This window comes from Streptomyces sp. NPDC056452 (assembly GCF_042796085.1).
Lineage (GTDB): Bacteria > Actinomycetota > Actinomycetes > Streptomycetales > Streptomycetaceae > Streptomyces.
Genome location: NZ_JBHTRI010000028.1, coordinates 25029 through 48070, shown reverse-complemented (window position 1 = coordinate 48070; position 23042 = coordinate 25029). Strand labels below are relative to the sequence as shown.

General features: G+C 69.2%; 23 protein-coding genes. 11 read left to right on the top strand and 12 right to left on the bottom strand.

Features of this window, described 5'->3' with window-relative positions:
- Positions 1-173: 173 nt before the first annotated feature.
- The 3 genes from ACFQ6X_RS25440 (at position 174) to ACFQ6X_RS25430 (ending at position 2304) form a co-directional block, all read left to right on the top strand.
- Positions 174-524: a hypothetical protein gene (locus ACFQ6X_RS25440; protein WP_383184672.1), complete on the top strand. Its 351-nt coding sequence runs from the start codon at positions 174-176 to the stop codon at positions 522-524.
- A 264-nt stretch (positions 525-788) separates the two neighbouring features.
- Positions 789-1748 carry a DUF1152 domain-containing protein gene (locus ACFQ6X_RS25435; RefSeq protein WP_383184671.1) on the top strand — a complete coding sequence of 320 codons (960 nt, stop codon included), beginning with the start codon at positions 789-791 and terminating at the stop codon, positions 1746-1748.
- Between the two features lie 76 nt (positions 1749-1824).
- The gene (locus ACFQ6X_RS25430; protein ID WP_383184670.1) at positions 1825-2304 is read left to right on the top strand and encodes a hypothetical protein; all 480 of its coding nucleotides are present in this window, start codon (positions 1825-1827) and stop codon (positions 2302-2304) included.
- Between the two features lie 88 nt (positions 2305-2392).
- On the opposite strand, the gene ACFQ6X_RS25425 is transcribed toward ACFQ6X_RS25430, so the two are convergent.
- From ACFQ6X_RS25425 to ACFQ6X_RS25415, 3 genes are all read right to left on the bottom strand, one after another.
- Positions 2393-2947 carry a hypothetical protein gene (locus tag ACFQ6X_RS25425; protein ID WP_383184669.1) on the bottom strand — a complete coding sequence of 185 codons (555 nt, stop codon included), beginning with the start codon at positions 2945-2947 and terminating at the stop codon, positions 2393-2395.
- Positions 2948-2988: 41 nt separating this feature from the next.
- Positions 2989-3540, bottom strand: a complete 552-nt coding sequence (locus tag ACFQ6X_RS25420) for a DinB family protein (protein WP_383184668.1) — start codon at positions 3538-3540, stop codon at positions 2989-2991.
- A gap of 216 nt (positions 3541-3756) precedes the next feature.
- A complete protein-coding gene (locus ACFQ6X_RS25415; RefSeq protein WP_383184667.1) occupies positions 3757-4923 on the bottom strand; it encodes a DNA gyrase subunit B in 1167 nt (388 codons plus the stop codon).
- A 321-nt stretch (positions 4924-5244) separates the two neighbouring features.
- Between ACFQ6X_RS25415 and ACFQ6X_RS25410 the strand changes: the two genes are divergently transcribed.
- The 6 genes from ACFQ6X_RS25410 (at position 5245) to ACFQ6X_RS25385 (ending at position 9812) form a co-directional block, all read left to right on the top strand.
- Complete coding sequence (locus ACFQ6X_RS25410; RefSeq protein ID WP_383184666.1) at positions 5245-5847, top strand: DUF6000 family protein; 603 nt, start codon at positions 5245-5247, stop codon at positions 5845-5847.
- 114 nt (positions 5848-5961) lie between these two features.
- Positions 5962-6819: an aldo/keto reductase gene (locus ACFQ6X_RS25405; protein WP_383184665.1), complete on the top strand. Its 858-nt coding sequence runs from the start codon at positions 5962-5964 to the stop codon at positions 6817-6819.
- A 224-nt stretch (positions 6820-7043) separates the two neighbouring features.
- A complete protein-coding gene (locus tag ACFQ6X_RS25400) occupies positions 7044-7418 on the top strand; it encodes a PadR family transcriptional regulator (protein ID WP_383184664.1) in 375 nt (124 codons plus the stop codon).
- Positions 7415-8011: an HAAS signaling domain-containing protein gene (locus tag ACFQ6X_RS25395; protein ID WP_383184663.1), complete on the top strand. Its 597-nt coding sequence runs from the start codon at positions 7415-7417 to the stop codon at positions 8009-8011. The genes ACFQ6X_RS25400 and ACFQ6X_RS25395 overlap by 4 nt, the downstream gene beginning before the upstream one ends.
- 309 nt (positions 8012-8320) lie before the next feature.
- Positions 8321-8716: a GNAT family N-acetyltransferase gene (locus tag ACFQ6X_RS25390; RefSeq protein ID WP_383184662.1), complete on the top strand. Its 396-nt coding sequence runs from the start codon at positions 8321-8323 to the stop codon at positions 8714-8716.
- 223 nt (positions 8717-8939) lie between these two features.
- Positions 8940-9812: an alpha/beta fold hydrolase gene (locus tag ACFQ6X_RS25385; RefSeq protein WP_383184661.1), complete on the top strand. Its 873-nt coding sequence runs from the start codon at positions 8940-8942 to the stop codon at positions 9810-9812.
- 61 nt (positions 9813-9873) lie between these two features.
- Here ACFQ6X_RS25385 and ACFQ6X_RS25380 read toward each other — a convergent pair whose 3' ends face one another.
- From ACFQ6X_RS25380 to ACFQ6X_RS25370, 3 genes are all read right to left on the bottom strand, one after another.
- Positions 9874-10380 (bottom strand): DinB family protein, encoded by a 507-nt coding sequence (locus ACFQ6X_RS25380; protein WP_383184660.1) that lies wholly within the window; start codon positions 10378-10380, stop codon positions 9874-9876.
- A 140-nt stretch (positions 10381-10520) separates the two neighbouring features.
- Positions 10521-11048, bottom strand: a complete 528-nt coding sequence (locus ACFQ6X_RS25375; RefSeq protein ID WP_383184659.1) for a GNAT family N-acetyltransferase — start codon at positions 11046-11048, stop codon at positions 10521-10523.
- 73 nt (positions 11049-11121) lie between these two features.
- A complete protein-coding gene (locus ACFQ6X_RS25370; RefSeq protein ID WP_383184658.1) occupies positions 11122-12678 on the bottom strand; it encodes a hypothetical protein in 1557 nt (518 codons plus the stop codon).
- Positions 12679-12969: 291 nt separating this feature from the next.
- On the opposite strand from ACFQ6X_RS25370, the gene ACFQ6X_RS25365 reads away from it, so the two are divergent.
- The gene (locus ACFQ6X_RS25365) at positions 12970-13602 is read left to right on the top strand and encodes a LysE family transporter (protein ID WP_383184657.1); all 633 of its coding nucleotides are present in this window, start codon (positions 12970-12972) and stop codon (positions 13600-13602) included.
- Between the two features lie 162 nt (positions 13603-13764).
- The gene (locus ACFQ6X_RS25360) at positions 13765-14484 is read left to right on the top strand and encodes a DinB family protein (RefSeq protein WP_383184656.1); all 720 of its coding nucleotides are present in this window, start codon (positions 13765-13767) and stop codon (positions 14482-14484) included.
- A gap of 67 nt (positions 14485-14551) precedes the next feature.
- Here the strand turns inward: ACFQ6X_RS25360 and ACFQ6X_RS25355 are convergent, their stop codons facing one another.
- The 6 genes from ACFQ6X_RS25355 to ACFQ6X_RS25330 all read right to left on the bottom strand — a co-directional run bounded on the left by ACFQ6X_RS25355 (position 14552) and on the right by ACFQ6X_RS25330 (position 22987).
- Complete coding sequence (locus ACFQ6X_RS25355; RefSeq protein WP_383184655.1) at positions 14552-15859, bottom strand: MFS transporter; 1308 nt, start codon at positions 15857-15859, stop codon at positions 14552-14554.
- Complete coding sequence (locus ACFQ6X_RS25350) at positions 15856-16455, bottom strand: ArsR/SmtB family transcription factor (protein ID WP_383184654.1); 600 nt, start codon at positions 16453-16455, stop codon at positions 15856-15858. Before ACFQ6X_RS25350 ends, ACFQ6X_RS25355 begins: the two co-directional genes overlap by 4 nt.
- 117 nt (positions 16456-16572) lie before the next feature.
- Entirely contained in the window at positions 16573-17535 is a 963-nt protein-coding gene (locus ACFQ6X_RS25345; RefSeq protein ID WP_383184653.1) for an SDR family NAD(P)-dependent oxidoreductase, read from the bottom strand.
- Positions 17536-17616: 81 nt separating this feature from the next.
- On the bottom strand, positions 17617-18540 hold the full coding sequence (locus ACFQ6X_RS25340) for an LLM class F420-dependent oxidoreductase (protein ID WP_383184652.1): 924 nt from the start codon (positions 18538-18540) through the stop codon (positions 17617-17619).
- A 96-nt stretch (positions 18541-18636) separates the two neighbouring features.
- Positions 18637-20976 (bottom strand): glycoside hydrolase family 3 N-terminal domain-containing protein, encoded by a 2340-nt coding sequence (locus tag ACFQ6X_RS25335; RefSeq protein WP_383184651.1) that lies wholly within the window; start codon positions 20974-20976, stop codon positions 18637-18639.
- A gap of 76 nt (positions 20977-21052) precedes the next feature.
- Complete coding sequence (locus tag ACFQ6X_RS25330; RefSeq protein ID WP_383184650.1) at positions 21053-22987, bottom strand: cellulase family glycosylhydrolase; 1935 nt, start codon at positions 22985-22987, stop codon at positions 21053-21055.
- Positions 22988-23042: the final 55 nt, after the last annotated feature.

Sequence of the window (23042 nt, the reverse complement as noted above, 5' to 3'; positions counted from 1 at the left end):
GAACTCCCCGTCCTGGCAGGGGCGTTCTCAAGGACCTGCCGTCGGTGAGGATCGAGGTCGTCCGCGGCTGCCGGATGGTGGCAAAGACCGCGATGTCCCTTCGAAACGGGTTTCTCGTTCCTATGATCGATTCTGGCTCCCGGACGCCCGGGAGATCGACAGGAGGAGGGGCCATGTCGGACATATCGAGACGCAAGCTGCTGGGGTACTCGGGGACAGCCGCGGCGGGGGCCGTGTTCGCGTCCACCACAACGGCCGAGGCCGCGGAGACGGACGAGACGACGGCGACAGCGACGGTCGAGTTCATGGACGGAACCGAGTTCCGTGCGGACGCGAACATGGCCGAGAGCGACCTGATGATGGACATGTCCTTCAAGGTGCGCGTCGACAAGCCGAACGGCTATCCGTCCGCTCAGGACATCACACCCCTGGAGGTGGCCCAGGCGCTGTCCGCGCTGGCCCAGTCCAAGGGCTGGCCGCCGCTCACCTTCTACGGCACGCCGCCTCCCGTCGCACTGAACTGACACTGCGGGACGCCGGGCGCTGGGAAGTTCACGGCCTGTACGACCGGTTCCCGGCGTCCCGGTGTCCGGCGCCCCGTCCGAACGGAGGGCTGATTGCCGGCCCGGCGGGCTCGTTTCGCCGGGTGGCCATCGCGCTGCTGGACGTTCTGAACAACAACCCGTCACTGCTCGCTCGCCCAGCCTGATTCCGGTTGCTCAGGTGGCTATGTCGACAGGTTGAGAAATGGGGAGCGCTCGGGGACAGGGCCCCGGACAATGATCGTCATGACGCTCCTCCACTCCAACCCACTCTTCACCCGGCTCGCCGATGCCGAACGGATCCTTGTCGCGGGTGCGGGCGGCGGCTTCGACATCTACTCCGGCCTGCCACTGGCTCTCTCCCTCCTGCACCAAGGCAAGCAGGTGCATCTCGCGAACCTTTCGTTCAGCGCACTGGCCGGTCTCCCGCTCGAAGACTGGGTCGCTCCCGATCTGGCCGCTGTCACACCCGACTCGGGTCTGCACCAGAGCTATTTCCCGGAACGGACCCTCTCTCAGTGGCTGCGTCAGCACGGCTACCCCTCCACCGTGTACGCCTTCCCCCAGACCGGGGTGCGTCCCCTGCGTGCCGCCTACGAGGCCCTGATCGCGTTGCACGGAATCGACGCTGTGGTGTTGGTGGACGGCGGTACGGACATCCTGATGCGCGGTGACGAAGCCGGGCTCGGGACTCCGGAGGAGGACCTGACGAGCGTGGCGGCGCTGGCCGCCCTGGACGAGATACCGACCCGGCTCGTCGTGTCGGTCGGCTTCGGTGTGGACGCTTACCACGGAGTGAACCACGTGCAGGTCTTGGAGAACATCGCCGCGTTGGACCGCGACGGCGCGTACCTCGGCGCGTTCTCGATACCGCGCGCCACGCGTGAGGGGGCTCTCTATCTCGACGCGGTGGCTCACGCTCAGCACCACACCCCCGAGCATCCCAGTATCGTGAACGGTTCCATCGCGGCAGCCGTACGCGGCTCGTTCGGCGATGTCCGGTTCACTGACCGCACCCGGGGCAGCGAGTTGTTCGTGAACCCGCTGATGTCCCTGTACTTCGCCTTCGACCTCCCGGGCCTGGCAGACCGCTGCCTGTACCTGGATCGGATTGAGGACACGCACCTGATGCGCCAAGTCCACTCGCGGATTGCTGAGTTCCGAGAATCCATAGTGACCCGTCCGCCCCGCCGCTTCCCGCACTGAGGGGCTTCGCCAGGCTGTGCTGCGTCCGCAGCGAAACCACTGGTGCCGGCGGACGGGGTCAGACAAGCTGCGGCACATGAACTGGATGCCTCTGCTCTCCACACTGGTCGGTGCCGTCATCGGCATCTCGGCCACTTTGATCGCGGATCGTAACCGGTGGCGGCGGGAGGAAGCCAGGCACGCGCTGGAGGTACGGCGCGAGGTCTACAGCGAGTTCGTTTCCGCCCTCAAAACCGCAGGTGAAGAGATACGCGCCGTTGCCTTGGGCGATCACATGTCCGACTCCGCGCGTGATGCCGCCGTGCGGGAAGCCTTCCGTGGCACCGGGATCTACACGGCAAGTGAGCGCCTCTGGCTCGTGGGTCCGCCCCAGGTCGTGGCGGCAGGGAATGAGGCGTTTCACAGCTGGCGGACCATACGTGACGCCTATGCCCAGGGGATGACTGTCGGATCCGCCGAGGAAGCACCCCTGATAGTGCGGCGGCGCAAGGCCATGGCTCAGATGCGTCTTCTCATGCGTAAGGATCTGGGCATCGGGCCCCTCGAGATCGAGTGACCACGCGGGTGCCGGACATTCCGCCACCAATGCTTGTTCCGCAATGTTCGCGGGCGTGCGCAGAGCTGTCTGACGGAGTGGTGACGTGCTAACCCATGTCTTGAGGGGTGTCCAGCGACCGAGCGAAATCAGCAAGCCTTCCGAAGTCGTCCTCGCGCAGACCGATTCGGGGGTTGACATGGTGCAGAAGCCCAGGAGCCCGATGGTGGGCGGTGACGTACACGTCGTCGAGACCGCTCTGCTCGTCGTCCACCCAGGCGAAGGGGCGGCTGTTGGCGTAGTCGACCAGCGGAGCAGTCTTCCAGTGGACCCCGTCAGGGCGTTCCTGGAGCAGGGCGTCGCCGAAGTCGACGAAGGGGAGTTCGGGAAGACCGAGCACCGGCGCTATCCACCGGTTGGCGTTGTCCATCCATGTGGTGGCCCAGCACAGCTCGTAGTCGAGCCGAAGCAAGGCCGGCCCGTGCTCAGGGTTGAGCCAGACCCGCAGGGGCCGCCGCTGGAACGAGAGTCGTCCGTGTTCCATTGGGGTCCCGCTGTCTCGGGGCACCCTGAGTGTGGTGTAGCCGTCGGGACGCTTCTCCGGCTTGGCCGCATAGGGGTTGAGCGGCCCGTCCACATCGAGGAACAGCAGCGGTCGGTTCACGGTCTCCCCCTGCTCAACGTCGGCTGCGTCGTGGAAGCGATTCACCTCGGTGGGTCCTCGCCCGTGAGGCCGTCGACGGATTCGCGGATGAGGTCGGCGTGGCCCGCGTGGCGGGCGTACTCCTCGATGAGGTCCAGGAGGATACGACGGAGATTGGGGCGCTCGCCGCTTCGGGTGGTGTAGGCACCGAGCTGGTCCAGGCCGCCCGCGCCGAGTGCCTTGTCAACGATCGCACGGGAGCGGGCAACTGATTCCTGCCAGAGCGCGAGCAGCCGCTCGGGGGTGTCCTCGGCAGCAGAGCGGTAGTCCCAGTCGGGAGTGCTTTCCCAGTCGACGGTGTCCCAGGGAGGGCCGGCGGCAGAGGCGAGCCACAGCCGGGCGAAGTGGCTGTCTTCCACGTGCGCCAGGTGTTTGAGTAGGCCGCCCAGAGTGATGGTCGATGCGCCGACCGTGGCTTGAAGCCCTGACGCATCCAGGCCGGAGCACTTCCAGGCCAGCGTTGCCCGCTGGCGTTCAAGGGCGCCGAGGATCGCTTCTGCCTCGGTGCCGGCAAGTGGAGGCTCCGGCCATGCTTCGGCTGTGTTCTCAGTCATGGCCGCAGACCTTAGCGAACGGACGTGATCCTGCTGTCTCGTAGTCCCGAGGGGCTGAGGGGTCCGCGGTATCCGGCTGGGCGCCGATGACACCGGCCGGTGGAAGCGAACGCTTGAGGTCTCCACTGAGGATCACGCTTCCCACGCCGTGAACACCTGCGGACCGCCTTCGCGGGCCCGTTGCCGGTCGGGCCCGCGGAGACGGTCCGCCACAGGTCAGTTCCGAGACGCTTCTTGGACGATGCGGTCGATGATGGCAGCGGCCTGTTCCGGGTGTCGGGCCAGCCATGTGCCGAGGTGCTCCCGTACGGCCTGCTCGACGCAGTCGTGCACGGTGGCGCCGCCGAGTCTGCCGCGGGTGGCGCCCTCGTATTCGGGGCTGTCCAGTTTTACCGAGACCACCGCTGTCACGCCCCTACTGACTTGGTCGGTGGTCAGGTCGGGATCCGCTGTCGTCAGCAGCCCTCGCTGACGCGCATGTGTATTGACGGCAGCTGTCACCCCTGTGCGGAATCCGTCCGCGTGCGTGCCGCCCTCAGGGGTGGGCACACTGTTGGCGAAGGAACGGACCCCTTCCTCGCGCCGGCCGCACCAGTTCAGGGCCACCTCCACAGTTCCCGCCATCCGCGCGTCGTCCCGATCGAAGGCGATGATGTCCGGGGTAACGTGCGCCCCGGTTTCGGCGTCGAGGAAGGCGACGAAATCCCTTGGTCCGTCGGGGTACTGGAATTGCACTGAACGGACTCCGCCCGGTGGGCGTTCGTCGGTCAGTGAGATGCTCAGGCCCCGGTTCAACAGGGCCACTTCCCGGAAGCGCTTGGCCAGCACGCCGAACGAGTAATCGGTCGTGTCGAAGATGCCGGCATCGGGCCAGAAGGCGATGGAGGTCCCACCGCCGGTCGCCGGTCCCGTGGCTGCGGGCGGGGCGACGGCGGCGCCGTGTTTGTACTCCTGGACCCAGAGCGTATGCCCGCGCCGTACCTCGGCCATGAGGCGGCTCGACAGGGCATTGGTGACACATGGGCCCATGCCGTAGACACTCCAGCTCGCGGTGTGGCGGTTGCCGGGCCCGGCCCCGGGGTGCGTGCGGGTCAGGAGGGTTTCGAGGCAAGCGCTGCTGGTGTCTCCGGCCGCTTCGACGGGGACGCCTGGACCGTCGTCGGTGACACGGACGCCGCCGTCGTGTGTGAGGGTGACGTCGACACAGCCGCCTCCGCAGGCCAGTACGTCGTTCACCGACCGACCGATGACTTCGAACAACAGCTGGTGCAGGCCGCGTATGCCGGTCGAGCCGACGTACATCCCAGGCCTCTTCCGAATGGCTTCACGTCCCTCCAGGACAGTGATGTTCGTGGCGTCGTATCCGCCGGCTGTCCCACTCACGGAGTCCCCCTCCTCTGGTGCCCGGCAGGACTCTCCACGCTACGCGAATCTTTGAGAATGGCCAGGTCAGAGGCAGTTTGCTGAGGGTTGGGGTGGGCACGTGCGAGCCCGCCCCCCAGCGGTTGACCGAGACGTCGCGGACAGCCTCCCCAATGCGCCAGGGGACCCGTCGAGGCTGCGGACGACCCCGCTCAGGGCCGAGCGGAGGCCTCCAATTCCTGGTCGTCCAGCCACAATCGACACGGCCTCGCTGAGGCTTCGACACGGCGCGTGCAGGCGCCCGAAGTCGGCTGGCCGGCAGGCGAACGGGAAGATGCCGTCATGCGCTTTCCTCGTTCCTCGGACCCCGAGCTCCTCGACGTCATCGATCGCTACGTCAATCCCACGACCAACGGCATCGGGCGCTACCTCCATCTGCTCCACGGCAACTTCCTGCACGACGACGAGAGCGAACGCGCACCCTTCCTGCAGTCCCTGCGTTCGGCCGCCGAGGCGATCACCGACGAGGAACTCGAGATCCTCCTGGAGAGCGAGTGGCGCTCCCGCCTCACGGCTGCCTGGCTGATCGGCGTGGGCCGCCGTGAGTACTTCCGAGATGTGCTCGGGGACATGCTTCTGGCCAGCCAGTTGTGCTTCTCCGGTCAGGGCTGTTGCTTCGCTCTCGCACGCTTCTGCGCGGAGGAAGACGCCCTGTACCTGGCCGCCTACCTGGAACGCTATCTGCAGCGGCCTGACTGTCAGTACGACCAGCACTGGGCCATCAGCGCGCTCCTCCACATCGACAGCCGGGCCGGAACCGAATACGCCACCCGCTTCCTCACCTCAGGGGGCATGTGGCAACAGTGGAACGAAGCCCAGTTCAAGCCCTCGGTGCCGAGCCGGTTCATCGATGAGCTGTGCGCATGGGCGGACTCGCCCAACTGAAGGCGCGCTGTGCGGCTTCCTCCGCCCGACCACCCGGCTGTTCCCAGCCTCGGTCCGTCGACACAGTCAACTGCGCTGCTAGCGTGACCAGTTGATTAAGGGGTGAAACCTGCAATGGTATCGAATACGTTTCATATCGGTGGGGACCTGGGCGTACGACGGCTCGGGTTCGGGGCCATGCACCTGCCGACCGAGCCCGCTTCGGACCGGGACATGTCCGTCGCGGTAGCCCGGCGGGCCGTAGAACTCGGCGTCACCCTGATGGATACCGCGCACATGTACGGCGGGGGAGCGAATGAGGAGCTGCTCGCTGAGGCTCTGCATCCCTACCCGGAGGGGCTGCTCATCACCACGAAGGTCGGCGTGACCCGGTCGCCCGAGTCGGGCGAGTGGGGGCTGGACGGCCGACCGGCCGCTTTGCGCGCGCAGGTCGAACAGGGCCTGCGCCGACTGCGCGTCGAGCGGATCGAGCTGCTGCAACTGCACCGCATCGATCCCGAAACACCACTCGTCGACCAGCTCGGCACGCTGCGGGAGCTGCAGACCGAAGGGAAGATCGGGCGGATCGGCCTGTCCGAGGTCACCACCGCCGAACTCGGCCGGGCTCGGGAGATCATCGACGTCTCGAGCGTCCAGAACCGCTACAACCTGCTCGACCGGGAGCACGAGCCCGTGCTCGCCGCCTGTGAGGCCGCGGGGATCGCCTTTCTGCCCTGGCGGCCCGTCGCGTGGGGAGCGTCGGGGGAGAGGGCCGAAATCGCTGCAGTAGCAGCCGAGACCGGCGGCACCCCCACGCAAGTCGCCCTGGCCTGGCTTCTCGGCCACTCGCCGGTCATCCTTCCGATCCCGGGTACCTCGCGGATCGGCCACCTGGAGGAGAACCTTGCCTCGGCAGACCTCAATCTGACGGCAGCTCAACGGGACCGCCTCAACCGGCTGTCCGAGAAGCCCGGTCAGGCCGCTCGGTCTTGAGCGTCCGGTCCACGGGCACCCCGAGCTGCCCGTTGCGTCGCCGGGACAGCTCAGCAGCCGCAGCCCTGCCTGGCTGATCCGCCGCCAGTCGCGTCGCGTGCGCACGGCAAGCCGCCACGTTCCGGGAGAGGTTGCTGCCGCTACCCGCAACCCCGGACTGATGGGTCACAGGGATCCGCGCCCCGCCTTCCCGTTTACTTGCCCCACCAGGTATCTTGCATCGCATGGAACCAGGTGATTCGGCCAGGCAGGCCCGGGCGGCCGCCCAGCTGCGCAAGGGTGTCCTGGAGTACTGCGTACTCGCTCTGATGCGGGACCGCCCCCGCTACGGCGTGGAACTCCTTCATGCCCTGCAGGACTCCGGTGCCCTGGCCACCAGCCAGGGGACGGTCTATCCGCTGCTCTCCCGGCTCCGCCGCGACGATCTGGTCACCACCACCTGGCAGGAGTCCGCATCCGGACCACCCCGCCGCTACTACGCGCTCACCGACAGCGGCCGGGCCGCACTCGACGAGTTCACCCGCGTCTGGCCCGGCTTCCGCGACGCCGTCGACGCCTTCCTGACCACCCCGCACCCCTCCACCGGAGACTCCGAATGAAGACCTCTGCCGACCCCGTACGCGACTACCTCTCCGCCGTCGAGCGCGAAGCCTCCGCGCTCCCTGCCGACCGTCGCCAGGAACTCCTCGCCGACCTTGCCGAGCACATCGAGGTGACGCGCGTCGAACGCCCCGACACCCCCATCGGCGAGGTCCTGGCGGAGCTGGGAGACCCCCGCACGATCGCGGCGACGGCGCTGGCCGAGGCGGGTAGTGGGGCCGCCGCGGCGTCGGACCGGGGCGGCGTCGGTACACCCGCCCGGCGTGGCAAGGTGCACCCCCTGGTCCCGCTCCTGATGCTCACCCTTTCGCTGCCCTTCATGATGGTCTTCCCCGACCTCCCCGGGCCGGTGTTCGGCGTGCTGTTCCGCATCGCCGGCGCGGTACTTCTCTGTACCTCAGTGCACTGGACCGCCGTCCAGAAGACCACCGGCGTACTGCTCGCCGCCGTCGTGCCGAGTGCCCTCATAGTCACCTGGAACCTGTCCAACGGTGGTCCCTCGGGCGACGGCCCGGCCCTCCTGGCCAACCTGGTGATGGTCGTTCTGCTGGCCGGCACGGCAGCATGGCTCTGGCGGGTCCGCCGCGCCTGAGGCGTTGTCTCCGGTCCGACGGCTTGTCATGAGTCGTCGGAGAACGATCGGTGCCCGCAGCGGGACGGGAGCCCCTCTCCTTCTGCGGCACTTTCCTGCCGTAGGCCTTGATGACCTGCGACGACGGACCGTCACTAGTTCCAGGACTGCACGCTGTTGAAGGGCCATCTTCTTGACACTGGAGTGGGGCTGGGCGGCCCCGCTCGACAGAACCGTCAGTCGTTCGGTGTGCCGACTTTTCCACTTCTCCGCAAGCGGGGCCCAGTAGTCGATTCCGGCCGGTCCTGCCCCGGGCACTATGATCCGGGCGTGGCGATCACGTATGAGTGGCGGGGCGATTTCGATGACTCGTCGCTCGACGAGTTGCACGCCGAGGGCTTCGCCTCCCCGGTTACTCAGACCGACTGGCGAGCACGACTGGAGCGCCACAGCCTCGGCTGGGTCTGCGCGTGGGAAGACGGCTCTCTGATCGGATTCGTCAACGTTGCCTGGGACGGCGGAGCACACGCCTTCATCCTGGACACGGTGGTCGCCCGGCACCTTCGGTCGAGAGGGGTCGGCGCCGCGCTTGTCGCAGCTGCGGCCAAGGAGGCCCGGGCCGCGGAATGTAAGTGGCTTCACGTCGACTTCGAGGAACATCTGCGTTCGTTCTATTTGGATGCCTGTGGCTTCCGGGGGACTTCCGCCGGGCTGATCGCTCTCTGACACCGGCTCGGCCCTCGGCCTGGTGCACCTCGCCGCAGGCCATCCGCACCCTTGGCGCATACGCCCACTGTCACGCTTCCGTCAGCTTGGCCAGTGCCCCGACCTGCTACCGGCGCCTCAATCGATCAGGACATCCTCTCAGTGTTGCGCACTGATCGCTGCGTCGCTCCATAAGCGATACGATACGTCTCGTCTAGTGTTCGACTCGCCTTGGAGGAGCACCATGGAACGCTTCGTCGACGCAGCACCCGGTGTACGCCTGTGGACGGAAGACCGGGGTGCCACCGACGCGCCTCCGATGCTGCTGATCATGGGAGCGCAAGCATCCGGCCTGGGCTGGCCGGACGAACTGGTGGACCAGCTCACCTCCCGCCATCGCGTGATCCGCTACGACCACCGCGACACCGGTCGCTCCACTTGGGCTTTCGACCAACAGCCCTATCCCCTCGGCCAACTTGCGGAAGACGCTCTCACGGTGCTGGACGGCCTCGACGTCGAACGCGCCCACATCGTGGGTATGTCACTTGGCGGCATGCTCGCCCAACTCCTCATCGCCGACCATCCCGACCGGTTGCTCAGCGCGACGCTGATCGGCACGAGCGCGCTCAGCACCGTCCCGTACACCCAGCCGGACGGAACCCGGATCCCGCCCGAGGAACTCCCCGGTATCGCACCCCGCCTGCTTGAGATGTGGTCCCGTCCCGTTGTGGATCTCGGCCTGGAAGCGGAGTTGGAACGGCGGGTCGAGCACTGGCGGATCCTGGGCGGCACTCAGCTTCCCTTCGACGCCGAATACGCCCGCGCCCTGGAGCGAAAGGTCATCGAGCACACCGGGCACTACGCCGCCAGCACCGCGCATGCCCGCGCCGACGCGTCCGACCTGGACCGCACCGAGCAACTGGCACTGGCCACAGTGCCCACCCTCGTCATCTCCGCTCCCGCCGAACCGGTCTCCCCGCCGCCCCATCCCCACCACCTCGCCCAGGCGATTCAAGGCGCACGCATCATCGAGATCCCCGGCATGGGGCACGCACTCCCACCTGAGGTGCACACGCCGCTCGTCGCCGCGATCCTGGACCACAGCACCAGACACTGATGCGAAACCGGGTCGGAAGGTGGCGGGGACCACGGCTCCCCGATCCGACTGAGACGACCTCTCAGCCGCCGGTCGTGCCGTCGAGCATTTCGCGCAGGATGTCCAGGTGGCCGTTGTGACGGGCTGTCTCTTCGGTGAGGTGGAGGAGGATCCAGCGAAGGTCGACGTGGAGGCCCTTGCGGACGGCTCGCTCGGCCTTGGTGGCCAAGTCGTTCCCGGCGACCAGTTCGCGATAGCGGGCGCTCTGTTCGGCGTACTCGTCGAGCAACTGCGTGAGCGGGAACTCGACGGCGATGCGCATCTCGCGGTCGGGGTCCTCCTCGGTCCAGGGACCCCGGTCTTCTTCGCCGAGGAAGACCACCTGGAACCAGTAGTACTCGACCCAGCGGAGATGGTTGACCACTCCGCTCATGGTCATCAGCGGTGAGCCCGGCAGGAGCGCCTTATGGGCGTTCTCCGCAGAGACGCCGGCGCACTTGGCGCGGGCGGTGTCACGTGTGTAGTCGAGGAACGTGGTGAGCTGGGTGCGCTCGTCCCACGCAGGCGGTGTGTCGTCGATTCTGGTCATCGCGCGAAGCGTCCCCGATCACCACGACCGATGTCGAGGCATTTATCGACGGGCCCACCTGTTCCACCTGCTCCAGGTCCCGCGGGTCGCCAAGGGATTCGGCGCCGATGGGCTGCCGGGCATGATCCGCCGGACAGAACCTAGTCGCTGAGAATCCGCTCCCACAGCAGCCCGTCCCGCCAGCTCCCATCGAGAAAGATCGAGGAGTGCGCGACGCCGTACGGAGTGAAGCCGTTGCGGCGCAGTACCCGCTGCGACGGCAGGTTCTCCAGGTTGGTGGACGCCTCGGCGCGGTGCAACCCGAGTTCGTCCGTCATCACCCGGAGTGCAAGACCGACGGCGTGCCCGGCGTGCCCTTGATTCTGGGCGGTGCTGGCGATCCAGTAGCCGACGGAGCCACGGCGCAGGTGCGGCTGCGGGAGGATGCCTCCGACGGTGACCTGCCCGATCACCTGGTCGTCGGCGAGCACCACACCCGGCCAGACCGTACCGGCCCGGTATCCGGCCAGCAGGCTGTCGATGCGCGCCGCCTGGCCCTCCGGGGTGAAGAAGTCGGCCGATTGGGCCGGTTCCCACGGCCGGAAGGCCTCGACGTCCCGCACCCTGTGCGCAGCTATCGGAGCGGCGTCCGCGGGCTCGATCAGACGGATCCTGGTGCTGCTGCCCATGGGCTGATTTCCCTTGTCGTGGTACGTCGGATGAGTCGATCAGCCTATGCGAGGCTGTCCGTGCCGCCGCACCCTACGCCCGCTGGGTGATCGAGCGGACCTTCGCCTTGAGCCGGCCCTGGGGCAGTAGATCCGTCATCACAGCAAGCGGCAGCGACGGGTTGGCCGCCGCCGCTTCGGCCACCCGGCCGTTCGGATCGGTGAGCAGCTCTGCGACGACCGGCGGCGGGAGCGCCGGATGACCGGCGGCCATGGGCCGTGCCTGAGGGTCCGCCAAGCAGGCGAGCAGCGCCGGGGCCGTCGCGTTGGGGTGCCGGGCGATCTCGCGGAACGCTTTCTGTACCGGTGGTTCATGGCGGGTCAGGTACTCCAGCAGTGCCGGAGTCGCGTCCGGGTTGGCCGCCACCTTGGCGATGACCCTGACTCCGTGCCGGTCGGCCATGGCGCGCAGCTGCGATTCGTGGAGGCCGGGGTGCGGAGCGACGGACTTGACCACCTTCGCGTCGGGGTCGGTGGCCAGCGCGTCGCGGATCTCGGCGGGCAGATCCCGTCGTTGGGCCACGAGCATCCGCGCGGCCGGGTTCGGTGACTGAGCCAGCTCCCTGACCTCGGAGGGGGAGGCTGACGCGATCCGCGGCAGCAGGGTGGAGCCGACCGTGGTCATGCCGGCCAGTCGGGTCAGCACGTCGAGCGGCACATGTGGGTTGTGCGCGAGCTGTCGCCGCACGTCGTGGTCACCGTCGTCGGCCAGTACGCGGATCACGGCGTCGTCGATCGAGGGATTTGCGGCGAGGTCGGCGCGTACACCGGGAGCGGGATCTACGGCGATCCGAGCGCACACCTCGGGGGGAAGGTCGGGGCGGGCGGCGAGCGCCCAGCGCAGCAGAATCGACGGATGGTCGGCGAAGCCGACGACGGCTTCCACGGGTGTGGCCGGGTTCTGCAGAGCCGCATGCAGCAAGTCGTGCACGGTGGACTCGTGGGAGCCGTCGCAGGAGGCGCCCGGCAGCAGATCGCAGTCCAGCCGTGAGCAGTGCGGATCGTGCACGAACGGCGGGTCTTCGCGGTCGCAGACCAGGCACCGCTGCGCGGGAGGCAGCCCTTCGCCGCTGATGAGCGCCGCCAGTACGGTCGGGGGCGTCGCCTCATTGGCCGCCACAGCGCGGCGGACCTGAGCATGCGGATGCTCCGCAAGCCTGGCGGCCACATCAGGCGTGGTCCACAACGCGAACTCCGTGACCACGCGCACGTCCGGGTCCGTGGCGAGCATCTCCACCACATCGGGCGGGAGGCCGGGGCAGGCGGCCAGCTTCTCCCGGTGCTCGACGACGGGATCGGCCGCAAGGAGGCGAGCCCACTCCGGGTTGCCGACACCTTCTTCGAGCAGGGCGAGCGCGGCGCGAGGCTGTGTCGCGGGATCAACGTCGGCGGCGGTCAACCGGCCCTGGTACGCAAGTCGAAGAGCACTCTCTTCGACGCGCGAGGCCAACGCAACCGCCTGCGCACGGCTGAGGTCCGCGCGACCGGCGAGGTCCACGGCGATGTCGGCGTCCGCGACCGCTATCAGCCGGTCGACCAGCTCGGACGGCAGAGCCGCATTGGCGGCAAGTCCGCACAGCACATGGTTCACAGAGGGCATCATGCCTGGACCTCGACCGGATGCCTTGTGGATTTCGAGGTGCCGACAGGTGGACAGCGGCTCTCGGTGACGGTCACCGACCACCTCGTAGGAGGTCACGGTCCGCCGCGGTCGTGGCGCCGGCTGGGAAGAAAGGGAAAATGATTTGAAAGACCGCCTGCGCTGACGACAACATCCGCCCATGACTACGACCACCGCCGCCATGCTTCTGACCTCCACCGCCCGATCGGTGCGAGTCCAGCAGCAGCCGGGCCGCCTGCGAAGGCCTACGTTCCCGCACTCGTGAGCGCCGTTCTGGTCGCGGGGCTTCTCGCCGGCTATGGCATCGCCATGCCGGTGGGAGCGGTCGGGACCTACCTGGTGGCCCTGACAGCGCGGACGTCTCCCAAGGTCGGTGCGTGCGCCGCTCTGGGGGTCGCGACCGCTGACGGCCTCTATGCGTTGATCGCGGTGGTCGGGGGCTCCACGATCACTCCCCTCATCGAGCCGGTCATGCTTCCCCTGCGGTGGGCCTCCGCCTCGGTCCTCATCGTGCTGGCCCTCTGGGGCGGCGCCACAGGCATCCGCCAGTTCCGCAGACGGCACGCGGCGGCCCGGACGGATACGGCGCCCCTCACTCCTGCGCGGGCGTATGCGGCGTTGCTGGCGATCACGATGATGAACCCCATGACCGTGATCTACTTCGCGGCACTCGTGCTCGGCAGCGATATCGCAGTGGCTGCCCACCCCCTGGAACAGGCAGCATTCGTCCTTGCCGCATGCGCGGCCTCCACCAGCTGGCAGTTGTTGCTCGTCGGCGGCGGAGCACTGCTGGGCCGAACGCTGACCGGCAGCCGTGGGCGGCTCATCACCACCTTGGTCTCCAGCAGCCTGATCACCGCACTCGCCGCTCACCTCGTCGTCTCGGCGTCCTGAGACAACTCGACGGCTGGAGACAACTCGACGGCTGAGAACACCACTCGGTGCCGTGCCGCAGGGCTTCCCCGGCGAGGAAATCAGTCGCACGCCGTACGGCGGGCCGCGAGCTTCCGCCTGAGCGCGGTGGGATACGGGACGGGACGACGAGGGGAGCCGGGCATGGCGATCGAGGGCGCGCGGACCGACCGTTTGGGCGTACTGCTCGATCAGTTCGACCAGGCCAGGGAGATGGCCCACGTGAGGCTTACGGGCCTCGGCGACGAGGAGTACCTGTGGGAACCCGTGCCCGGTTGCTGGTCGGTCCGGCGCCGGGGCGAGGCGGCCACGCCCCGGGCGTACGGGCCGGGCGAGTGGGTGCTCGACCAAGGTGCACCCGACATCCCGGCGAGCGAGTACGCGGAGGTGGCCCGGCAGGCCGCCGGCGGCATGACCGTCGCCAAGATCGCCGAAGACTGGAGCGTGAGCACCGAGCGGGTCGAGCAGGTCCTCGCCCACACCGGTACGCCGGAGCCCGACGCGACGCCGGTCACCACCATCGCGTGGCGGCTGGCGCACCTGCACTCCTGCTTCGCGGGCGGCTGGGAATGGACCTTCGGGGAACGCCGGCAGGACCCGAAACTGCTCGTCGACTTCACCCCCTCCGCAGCCCTGGCCCTCGAGCGGTTCTGGGCGCTGATCGACCGCTGGCGCGACAGCGTCGCCACCCTCACCGACGAGCAGCTCGACACGGTCGGTCTGTCGCAGTACCCGTACGGCTCCGATCCCGACGATCCGTTCATCGCCGTGCTGTCGGGTGCCAACCTCGAATTCGTCCACCACATGGCCGAGATCGCGTTGCTCCGCGACCTGTGGCGGGCCCGCCCCACGTCCCCCGGGTAGGCCGGGCACGCCGCGGAGGTGTGGGGACACGTCCCCCCCGCCCCGCACGGCAGAACAGATCGTCCCTCTATCCGACCTTGTCCGGTGACGCATCACCCCGTGTCGTGGCCACGTCGTCGGCAGCCAGGGAGTGGATGCGCGGTATGGGCGACGAGAGCAGCCAGAGCAGCGACAGTGCTCCGCCCGCGGCCCCCACGAGCAGTGCCGCCCGCAGGCCGAAGGCGGTGGCGAGCAGGCCGCCGACGAGGGCTCCGACAGGGCGTATGCCGTAGTTGAGCGTGCTGTACGCGCCCGCCACGCGGCTGCGCATGCCATCGGGGATCACGCTGGTCTGCAGGGAGTTGAGATTGACGTCGAAGAGCATGACGCCGACTCCGGAGAGGAACTCCGCCGCGGCCAGCGCCCCGGCACGCGCCCAGAGCGGGCCGCCCGCGCACGCTGCGATGGCGATCGGCGCCGGGAACAGCACGGCTCCCACAACGATGCTGCGGCCCACACCGATACGTTGCGAGACCCTCGGGGCGATGACGGCACCGAGGAGAGCGCCGGTCGAGCCGATGCCCAGCGCCAGGCCGATGACTCCGGCGGACAGTCCCAGCACCCGGCTGGCGAACAGCACCATCAGCCCGCTGCCCGCGACGAAGGTGAAGAAGTTGACGGTCGCCGCGCAGCAGAGCCCCGCACGCAGTACCGGGTGCCGCCCCACGAAGGCCATCCCCTCCCGGGCACGCCGGAGCAGGGGAGGAACCGCGTTCTCCTCGGTGGCGGCGAGGTGTTCACCGAGAGGGATCCTCCCGATCAGGAACGCGGACACCAGATACGACAGCGCATCGAGGACGACAGCGACCGGAGCGGTCAACGCCTGCACGAGACCGCCGCCGACCGCCGGCCCGACCACGTACGACACCGACCGGCTGGTACTGAGCTTGCTGTTGGCCTCGACGTAGGAGGAGCGAGGTACCAGCGACACGAAGAAGGGCGGATAGGCGGTGCTGAACAACACGGCCGCCGCGCCGGTCAGCAGCGCCACGGCATACAGCTGACCAAGACTCACCGTATCGAGCAGGTACGCGACGGGCAGGCTGAGCAGCACCGCACCGCGCACCAGATCGGCCAGAACCATCAGGCGCCGCTTGTGGACGCGTCGGTCGACCCAGGCCCCCAGGAAGATCCCGAGAAGGTTCGGCGTCCAGATCAGCGCGGTCAGCCACGCCACCTGGTTGGCCGAGGCACTCAGCACGGTCACGGCGATCAGTGGCAGGGCCAGTTCGGTGATCCGGTCACCGAACTCCGATATCGACTGTCCCGCCCAGAACCGGCGGAAGCGCGGGTTGCGCCACAGGGATATCGGGGCGTCCGTCGTCGGGGCGCTCACAGGGGACCGTCCGTCTGCCCCTCGTCCTGTTCCGGCAATGCGTAACGCATCAGCCGTACGCCACGGCTTCCCGCCGGACGCTCGGCAGGGTCGCGTGTCACGTAAGGCGCTAGCACCCGCTCGATCCCGTCCTGAATCGCCGCGAGTTCCTCCGCCGAAACGACCACACGGGTGTTGGCCAGTCCACCCGCCCTCTGCCACGCGGGCTCCAGGCCGGGCTCGACCTCGGCCAGCCACCTGTCCGGCAGATTCCCGTAGCGCACGAACATCTCCCGGGACAGGACCTGCGCGGCCGACCTGCCCTCCTCGTCCTCCGGCGCCTCGAACCGGAAGCCACGGGCCGCCGCCTCCCACCGCCGTTGCCGGCGATCCGCCCCGGCCTCGGCATCACGGACCAGTCCAAAACCCGCCAGGTGCCGCAGATGCCAGCTGGTCACCGAGGGAGTGGCTCCCACCTCGGGTGCGAGTTGCGTGGCTGTCGCCGGCCCGTGCCGTAGGAGGCGGTCGAGGATCGCCAGCCTCACGGGATGCGCCAACGCCCGCATCGCCTGCGGATCGGTGATCTCGATATCGCCCAGCCGGTTCCTGGAGTCCATGACGTGAGAGTCTCCTCTCACATTATGTGAGAGTCAACTCTCACAACCACCCGTGCCCAGGCGGACCAAAGGGCCTGGTTCCCTTAGGGCCCGTTTCCCGAAAGACAGAACACGGGCTTACGGTGCCGCCGCGAAAGCGTCGACGCCCGTGAGGTCGGCCGACAGCGCCCACAGGCGTGCGGCCTGCTCGGGGTCGGTCGCGTGTGCGTGTACGCCGCCCTCCGAACCGTCGCCGGCCGGCTCGGCCACGTCGCAGTCCTCGCAGTACACGCCGCCCAGGCCCGCCAGTTGGGGGGAGGTCGCCGCCCACACCTGCGTCGCCGCGCCCTGCTGGGGCGTCTTGAAGGTGGGATCGGCCAGGTTGCCGTCCTCGTCGATCCAGCCCGCGTCGACCATCTCCGACTTCGCGAGGTGGCGCTGCAGCGGGGTGAGGATGCTGCCCGGATGCAGAGCGAACGCCCTGACTCCGGAGTCGCGGCCGAGCGCATCGAGGTGCACGGCGAACAGGACGTTCGCCGCCTTCGCCTGCCCGTACGCCTGCCACCTGTCGTAGCCGTGCTCGAACTGCACGTCGTCCCAGCGCACGCCGGTGATGCCGTGGGCGCCGGAGGACACGGCGATGACGCGCGCGCCACCGCGGACGATCGCCGGCCAGAGATGGTTGATCAGCGCGAAGTGCCCGAGGTGGTTGGTGGCGAACTGCGCCTCCCACCCCGGGCCGACACGCGTCTCGGGGCAGGCCATGACCCCGGCGTTGTTGATCACGATGTCGACCTCGCGGCCGGAGGCCAGGAACCGCTCGGCGAAACCACGGACGCTTTCGAGGTCGGACAGGTCGAGATCGTCGGTCTCGACACCGTCGATGCCCTCGACCGCCTCCTGTGCGGCCGCCCGCCGCCGCGCGGGGACGATGACGCGGGCTCCGGCACCCGCCAGGGCGCGGGTCGTCTCCAGGCCGAGCCCCGAGTAGCCACCGGTGACGATCGCAGTGCTGCCGGACAGGTCGATCCCGCTCAGTACGTCGTCCGCGGTGCTCCGGGCGCCGAAGCCCGATCCGATCTTGTGCTGAGGTGTCGTCATGCCCGAGACGCTAAATGCTGGAGAGCACTCCAAGTCAAGGGCCGGTGACGATCAGCCACGTCGAGCGGACCCAGGAACCATCTATTCCGCAAGCTCGCCGAGCAGATCCCAGGTGCGGCGGCGGTCGGTGTCCCCAGCGATGTCCGTCCCCGAGAACACCACCTCCGTGGCCCCGGCGTCCCGGTAGCGCCGCACCTCGTCGGCGACGGCGCGCTCGTCGCCGATCACCGCCACGTCGACAGCCCGTTTGCCGCCGGAGAGTTCGACGGCCCGCGCATAGGACGGGAACTGCTCGTAGAACGCGAGCTGTTCGGATGCCTTCGCCCGTACGGCGTCGGCATCGTCGGTGACCACGCCGTACACCAGAGCCACAATTCTGGGCGCGGGGCGGCCCGCGGCCTCCGCCGCCGCCGTCACGGCCGGCACGATGTGCTCGGACAGGGCGCGAGGCCCGGCGAGGTACGGAAGGATCCCGTCCGCCAACTCGCCACTGACGCGCAGCGCCTGAGGTCCCATCGCGGCAACCAGGATCGGCACTCCGCCTTCGGCTCCCGGAACGCGTGCCGGGAACGGTGTGGTGGCGGTGAGCAGTTCGCCGTGGAAGTCGGCGGTGCCGGTCTCGGTCAACTGCCGCAGAGCGGTGAGGAACTCCCGCAGTCGGGCGATGGGCCGTTCGTAGGGAATGCCGAAACCCGCCTCGGTCAGAAGCTTGGTCCCGAGCGCCAGCCCGAGGTGATAGCGGCCGTGGGTCGCCGCCTGCGCGGTCTGGGCCTGGCTGGAGACGAGCAACGGATGGCGGCCGAAGACGGGGATCGCGGACGTGCCCACCTGGAGGTCCGGTACTTCACGCCCGACGATCGCCGCGAGCTGCGGGGAATCGGCGCCGAAGGTCTGCCCGAACCATGCGGAGCGGAGCCCCGCGGCCGCCGCCTCCGCGGCAAGCCGCACGGTGGCATCGATCTGGTTGTCGGGGCCGGATGCTTGGAGTGCTACTCCTACAGTCATGTCAGTTCGAACCGGATGCCGCCGGACACGCATTCCGGTTCCTGTGTGACAACTTCTTGTCCGCTGTGTGTACGCGATCTCCGTGGCCGGCCGGTGCTACCGCAAGGTGCCGCTCGCCGGCGCTGTCACACGGAGGCGGGCGCCGCGGGTCCGGTCCGAGGACGGGCCCGTCTCGATCGCGAACTCTCCCGGCTCCACCGCACGTTCCCACGACCGGGTGACGGAGGCCAGGGTCCGTTCCTCCACCAGGAAGGAGACCTCCGCACGCTCCCCGGGCTCCAGCGCGACCCGGGCGAAGCCGCGCAGCTCCCTCACACGCGGCCACGACGTTCCGCCGACCACTCGGCGTACGTACAGCTGCACCGTCTCCCGCGTGGACCGGTCGCCCGTGTTGTGGACCTCGACCGTGCACAGGAGCGGCGCCGCGGTCCCGGGACGTGCGTCCCCCGCGAACTCCGCCACGGCGACGGACGTGCGGGACAGCCGCGGTTCGCCGTACTCGACCGACGCATAGGACAGGCCGTGGCCGAACGCGTGGCGCGCCAGGGCGGGCTGGTCGACATAGCCGCGGTAGCCGTGGTCCTTGCCGTTGTAGAACACGGGCAGCTGCGCAGCCGACCGTGGCACCGAGACGGGCAGCCGGCCCACGGGTTCCGCCGCACCGAACAGCACGTCCGCCACCGCGCGCCCGCCCCACGGGCCGGGGTACCAGGCGCTCAGCACCGCCCCGGCCCGGTCGGAGAGATCCGGCAGCGCATGGGGGCGGCCCTGGACCAGTACCACGACGACAGGAGTCCCTGTCGCCGCGACCGCGTCGAGCAGGGCCGACTGGCCCGCCGGAAGCCCGAGTTCGGCCAGGTCCACTCCCTCCCCGCAGGTCATCTCCACGGGGTTGCCGGAGGTGACGACCGCCGCTCCGTTGGCGTCGAAGTGCGTGCCCGACGCCCGCGCGCTCGAACCGCCGAGCACCACCACGGCCACATCGGCCCCGGCGGCGAGAGCGACCGCCTCGGGTACGGCCGACAGGTCACCGCCGACGAGATCGCTGCCCCGGCCGTACGTGACGTCCGTGCCGGCCGGTGCCGCGGCCCTGAGACCGTCGAGGACGCTGATGCCCGTGCCCGGCCGCTGGGGCGCGGTGTAGTCGCCGATCTGCTGCGGTACGGAGTCGGCGTTGGGGCCGATGACCGCGATCCGTCGGACGTGGCCGGTGAGCGGGAGCACCTCGCCGTCGTGCGCGAGCAGCGTGACGGATTCCCGGGCGATGCGCTCGCTCAGCAGCTCCGGCCCCGGAGCCGGCGTGCGCTCCCCGGTGTACGGGCGTTCGAAGAGGCCGAGCCGGAACTTGAGCGCGAGGACCCTCCCGACGGCGATGTCGAGAGTACCTTCATCGACAAAGCCACCCCGCACGGCCTGCTCCAGCCGGGGGAAGCAGTCGTCCCACAGACTCAGGTCGGTACCCGCCTCCAGTGCCAGCGCGCCGGCCGCCACCGGGTCCCCGGCCAGCCGCACCAGGCGGTCGAGCGCGAGCCCGTCGGCCATCACCAGACCGGTGAACCCCCACCGTTCGCGCAGGATCCCGGTCAGCAAATCCCGGTTCGCCGCACACGGGATGCCGTCGAACTCGTTGTACGCCGCCATGACTCCCGCCGCCCCGGCGCGGACCCCGGCCAGAGCGGCCTCCAGATGGATCTCGTGCAACTCGCGGGCGCCCAGTTCGGTGGCCGCGCTGTTGCGCCCGCCGGCCGTGGCCCCCTGCCCGGCGAAATGCTTGAGCACGACAGCGGCCCGGTCCGGCCCGAACCGGGCTTCCGGCGGTCCCTGAACACCCCGCACCAGGGCTTCGGTGAACCGCGCCGCCAGGTACGGGTCCTCGCCGAAGCACTCCTCGGCGCGACCCCAGCGCGGATCCCGCACCAGGTCGAGCGCGGACACCAGCGCCACATGCCCGCCGCGCGACCGGAGTTGCGCGGCGGCAAGGGCGGCGGCCTCCTCGTACAGCTCAGGATTCCAGGTGGCACCGACCGCGAGGTTGACCGGCAGCAGGGTTCCGTCCAGCGCCTGGAGGCCGTGCGGCATCTCCTCGACCAGCAGGACAGGAATACCCAGCCGGGTGTTCTCCACGACGTGCCGCTGCACGGTGTCGGAGACCCGTGCACCGTCCGCCGCACCGATGCCCGTGGCCGCCGTGACACCCGACCAGGGGTCGGCCCGCTGCAACCCGTAGAGCGCACCCATCCCGCCGTGGGCGGCCACCTCCGTACGGAACGCCTCGGTCAGCCGGTGGCCCGAGGACGTGCGTTCGTACGCGTCCCACCCGTACATCCGCTGATTGACCTGGCCCACCTTCTCGGTGAGTGTCATCCGGGCCAACAGGTCACGCACCCGGTCGGCGACGGGCGCCCCAGGGTCCCGGAAGAGCGGCTCGGACGACATCGGGTGGCTCACTTTCACGGAACTGGCGGGACGGTCAGGACAGTTGGGGGTCGGGTGGGTACGCCGGTCCGGCCGGTCAGCGCAGTTCGAGGACGCGTACCCCGTACGGGGCGATCACCACGTCCCGCACCGGCTCGCCGCCCGTCAGCTCGCGCAGCTCCCCGTCCGCGGACGGGCGCACGGTCAGCTCCTGCGCCGACTGGCTCACCAGCCACACGAAACGGGTACCGTCCTCGCGGACGAGGGTGTCGGCGGCGACGAACGGCGAATCGACCGTCACCGGCCTCGCCGCGCCCGCGAGTTCGGCGAGCGCGGCGTACAGCCGGTGCGTCTGCTCCGGATTGGCCCGTGCCGTGCGAGCGGCCATGTGCTCCAGCGGGTAGGTGGCCAGGACCGTACGTCCCTCTCCCGTCTCGTGGCACAGCAGCGCCGGGCGGCCGTGCGCGTCGGTGGCGACGACCCGCGCTCCGGCCGTGACGACCGGCAGGTACGCGCGGCTGTCCTCGTTGCCGGCGACCGGGAAGGTCAGGGTCTCGCCCGCCGCGATGGAACCGAAGTCCTCGGCGAACGTCATCTCCAGGACGTCGTCCTCGATCGGCTCCGCGACACCGTAGGAGAGCTGGAGCTCCACGCCGAACAGACCGTCCAGGTCGTGGAACCACGGACCGCGCGTCGCCGGGTGCTCGCCCGAGCAGAACGACAGGTAGACCGTGGCGCCCTCACGGGCACGACGCTCCAGATCCCGCCTCGTTCGAGTGGTCAACTGCCGCGTCGACGGCAGCAGATACAGCGCCGCGTCCTGCGGCAGCCCGTCCGCCTCCCGGGCGAACGCCACGGGCAGGTCGGCGCCGCGCGCGGCCACGTACCCCTGGTGCAGCGAAGTGAAGATGAGCGGCCGGTCGGCGGGCCGGCTGTAGGGGTAGCCGCGCTCCAGGAAGGCGGGCACGACCAGGGCGGTGTCAGCGTCCGTCCGACGGCAGCGGGGGAAGTCGACCTGCTTCAACACCTCGGCGAAATCGGCCAGTTCCCGCAGAGGCTCCTTCGGCCGGCCGGTGTGGTCGGTGATCCCGAAGTGCATCTCGAAGGGGTGGTGGTCGTACGGCGACTGCTCCCACAGCTCGTCGTAGTCCGTGTTGTTCCAGGCGATCCAGCCGGTGGCCCCGCCGAGCAGTGAGTTGTGCAGGGTCTGCCGGTAGAACACGCCCGCGTTCGCAGCCGAGACCGTGTCGGTCGAGAGCCCGAACTCCTCCAGCACGACCGGCTGTCCGGTCACGGCGGCGAGTTCGCACTCGAACGCGGCGCGGTAGTGCTGGCGCGGCCGGTCCGTGTCCGAGCGGTAGACGTGCGGCCCCACGAAGTCCACGTACTCGGCGGTGTCCCGCAGCGAGAAGCCGTTGTCGCGGCCCGTCACCTCGATGCCCCACGCGCCGTCCCCGAGCGAGACGGGCTGGGTGCCGCCCGCCGCGCGCACCGCGTCGCACATGAACTGCGCCCAGGCGGTGACGACATCACTGGACGGCGGGTCGACCTGGTAGATCCGGCCGTAGCCCGGCATCTCGTTGGTGATCAGCCAGCCGGTGACCGCGGGATGGTCCTTGAAGCGCCGGGTCATCTGGGAGACGAACCACGCCTGCCGCCCGACGAGCCACACGTCCTCGTACAGATCGCGGTTCCCACGCCAGGCAGGGTCCCAGTTCTCGCCCGACATGTGGCCGACGATGAAGGTGGGAACCGTCCCCATCCCGGCCTCGGTGTGCGCGTCCAGGAAGTCACGGAAGCGGTCGCACAGCTCCTCGTCGATCCGCCCGGGCTCCGGGTGGAAGTCGGGCCAGTAGAAGAAGGACCGGGTCATGTTCAGCCCGTGGTCCCGCAGGACGGCCAACTCCTCGCGGACCGTCTTCGGCTCGTAGTTCCGCCACATCAGCGGACCACCGGTGCGGGACCAGAAGTTGGCGCCGAGCCAAGGGAGAACGGCGGAGTCATGGGTGAGCTGGGCGCTGTGGCGTCGCATGGTCTGTCTCTGACCTCTTCGAAGTACGGGGGTGGGGCGGGTACGGCAGGCGGCG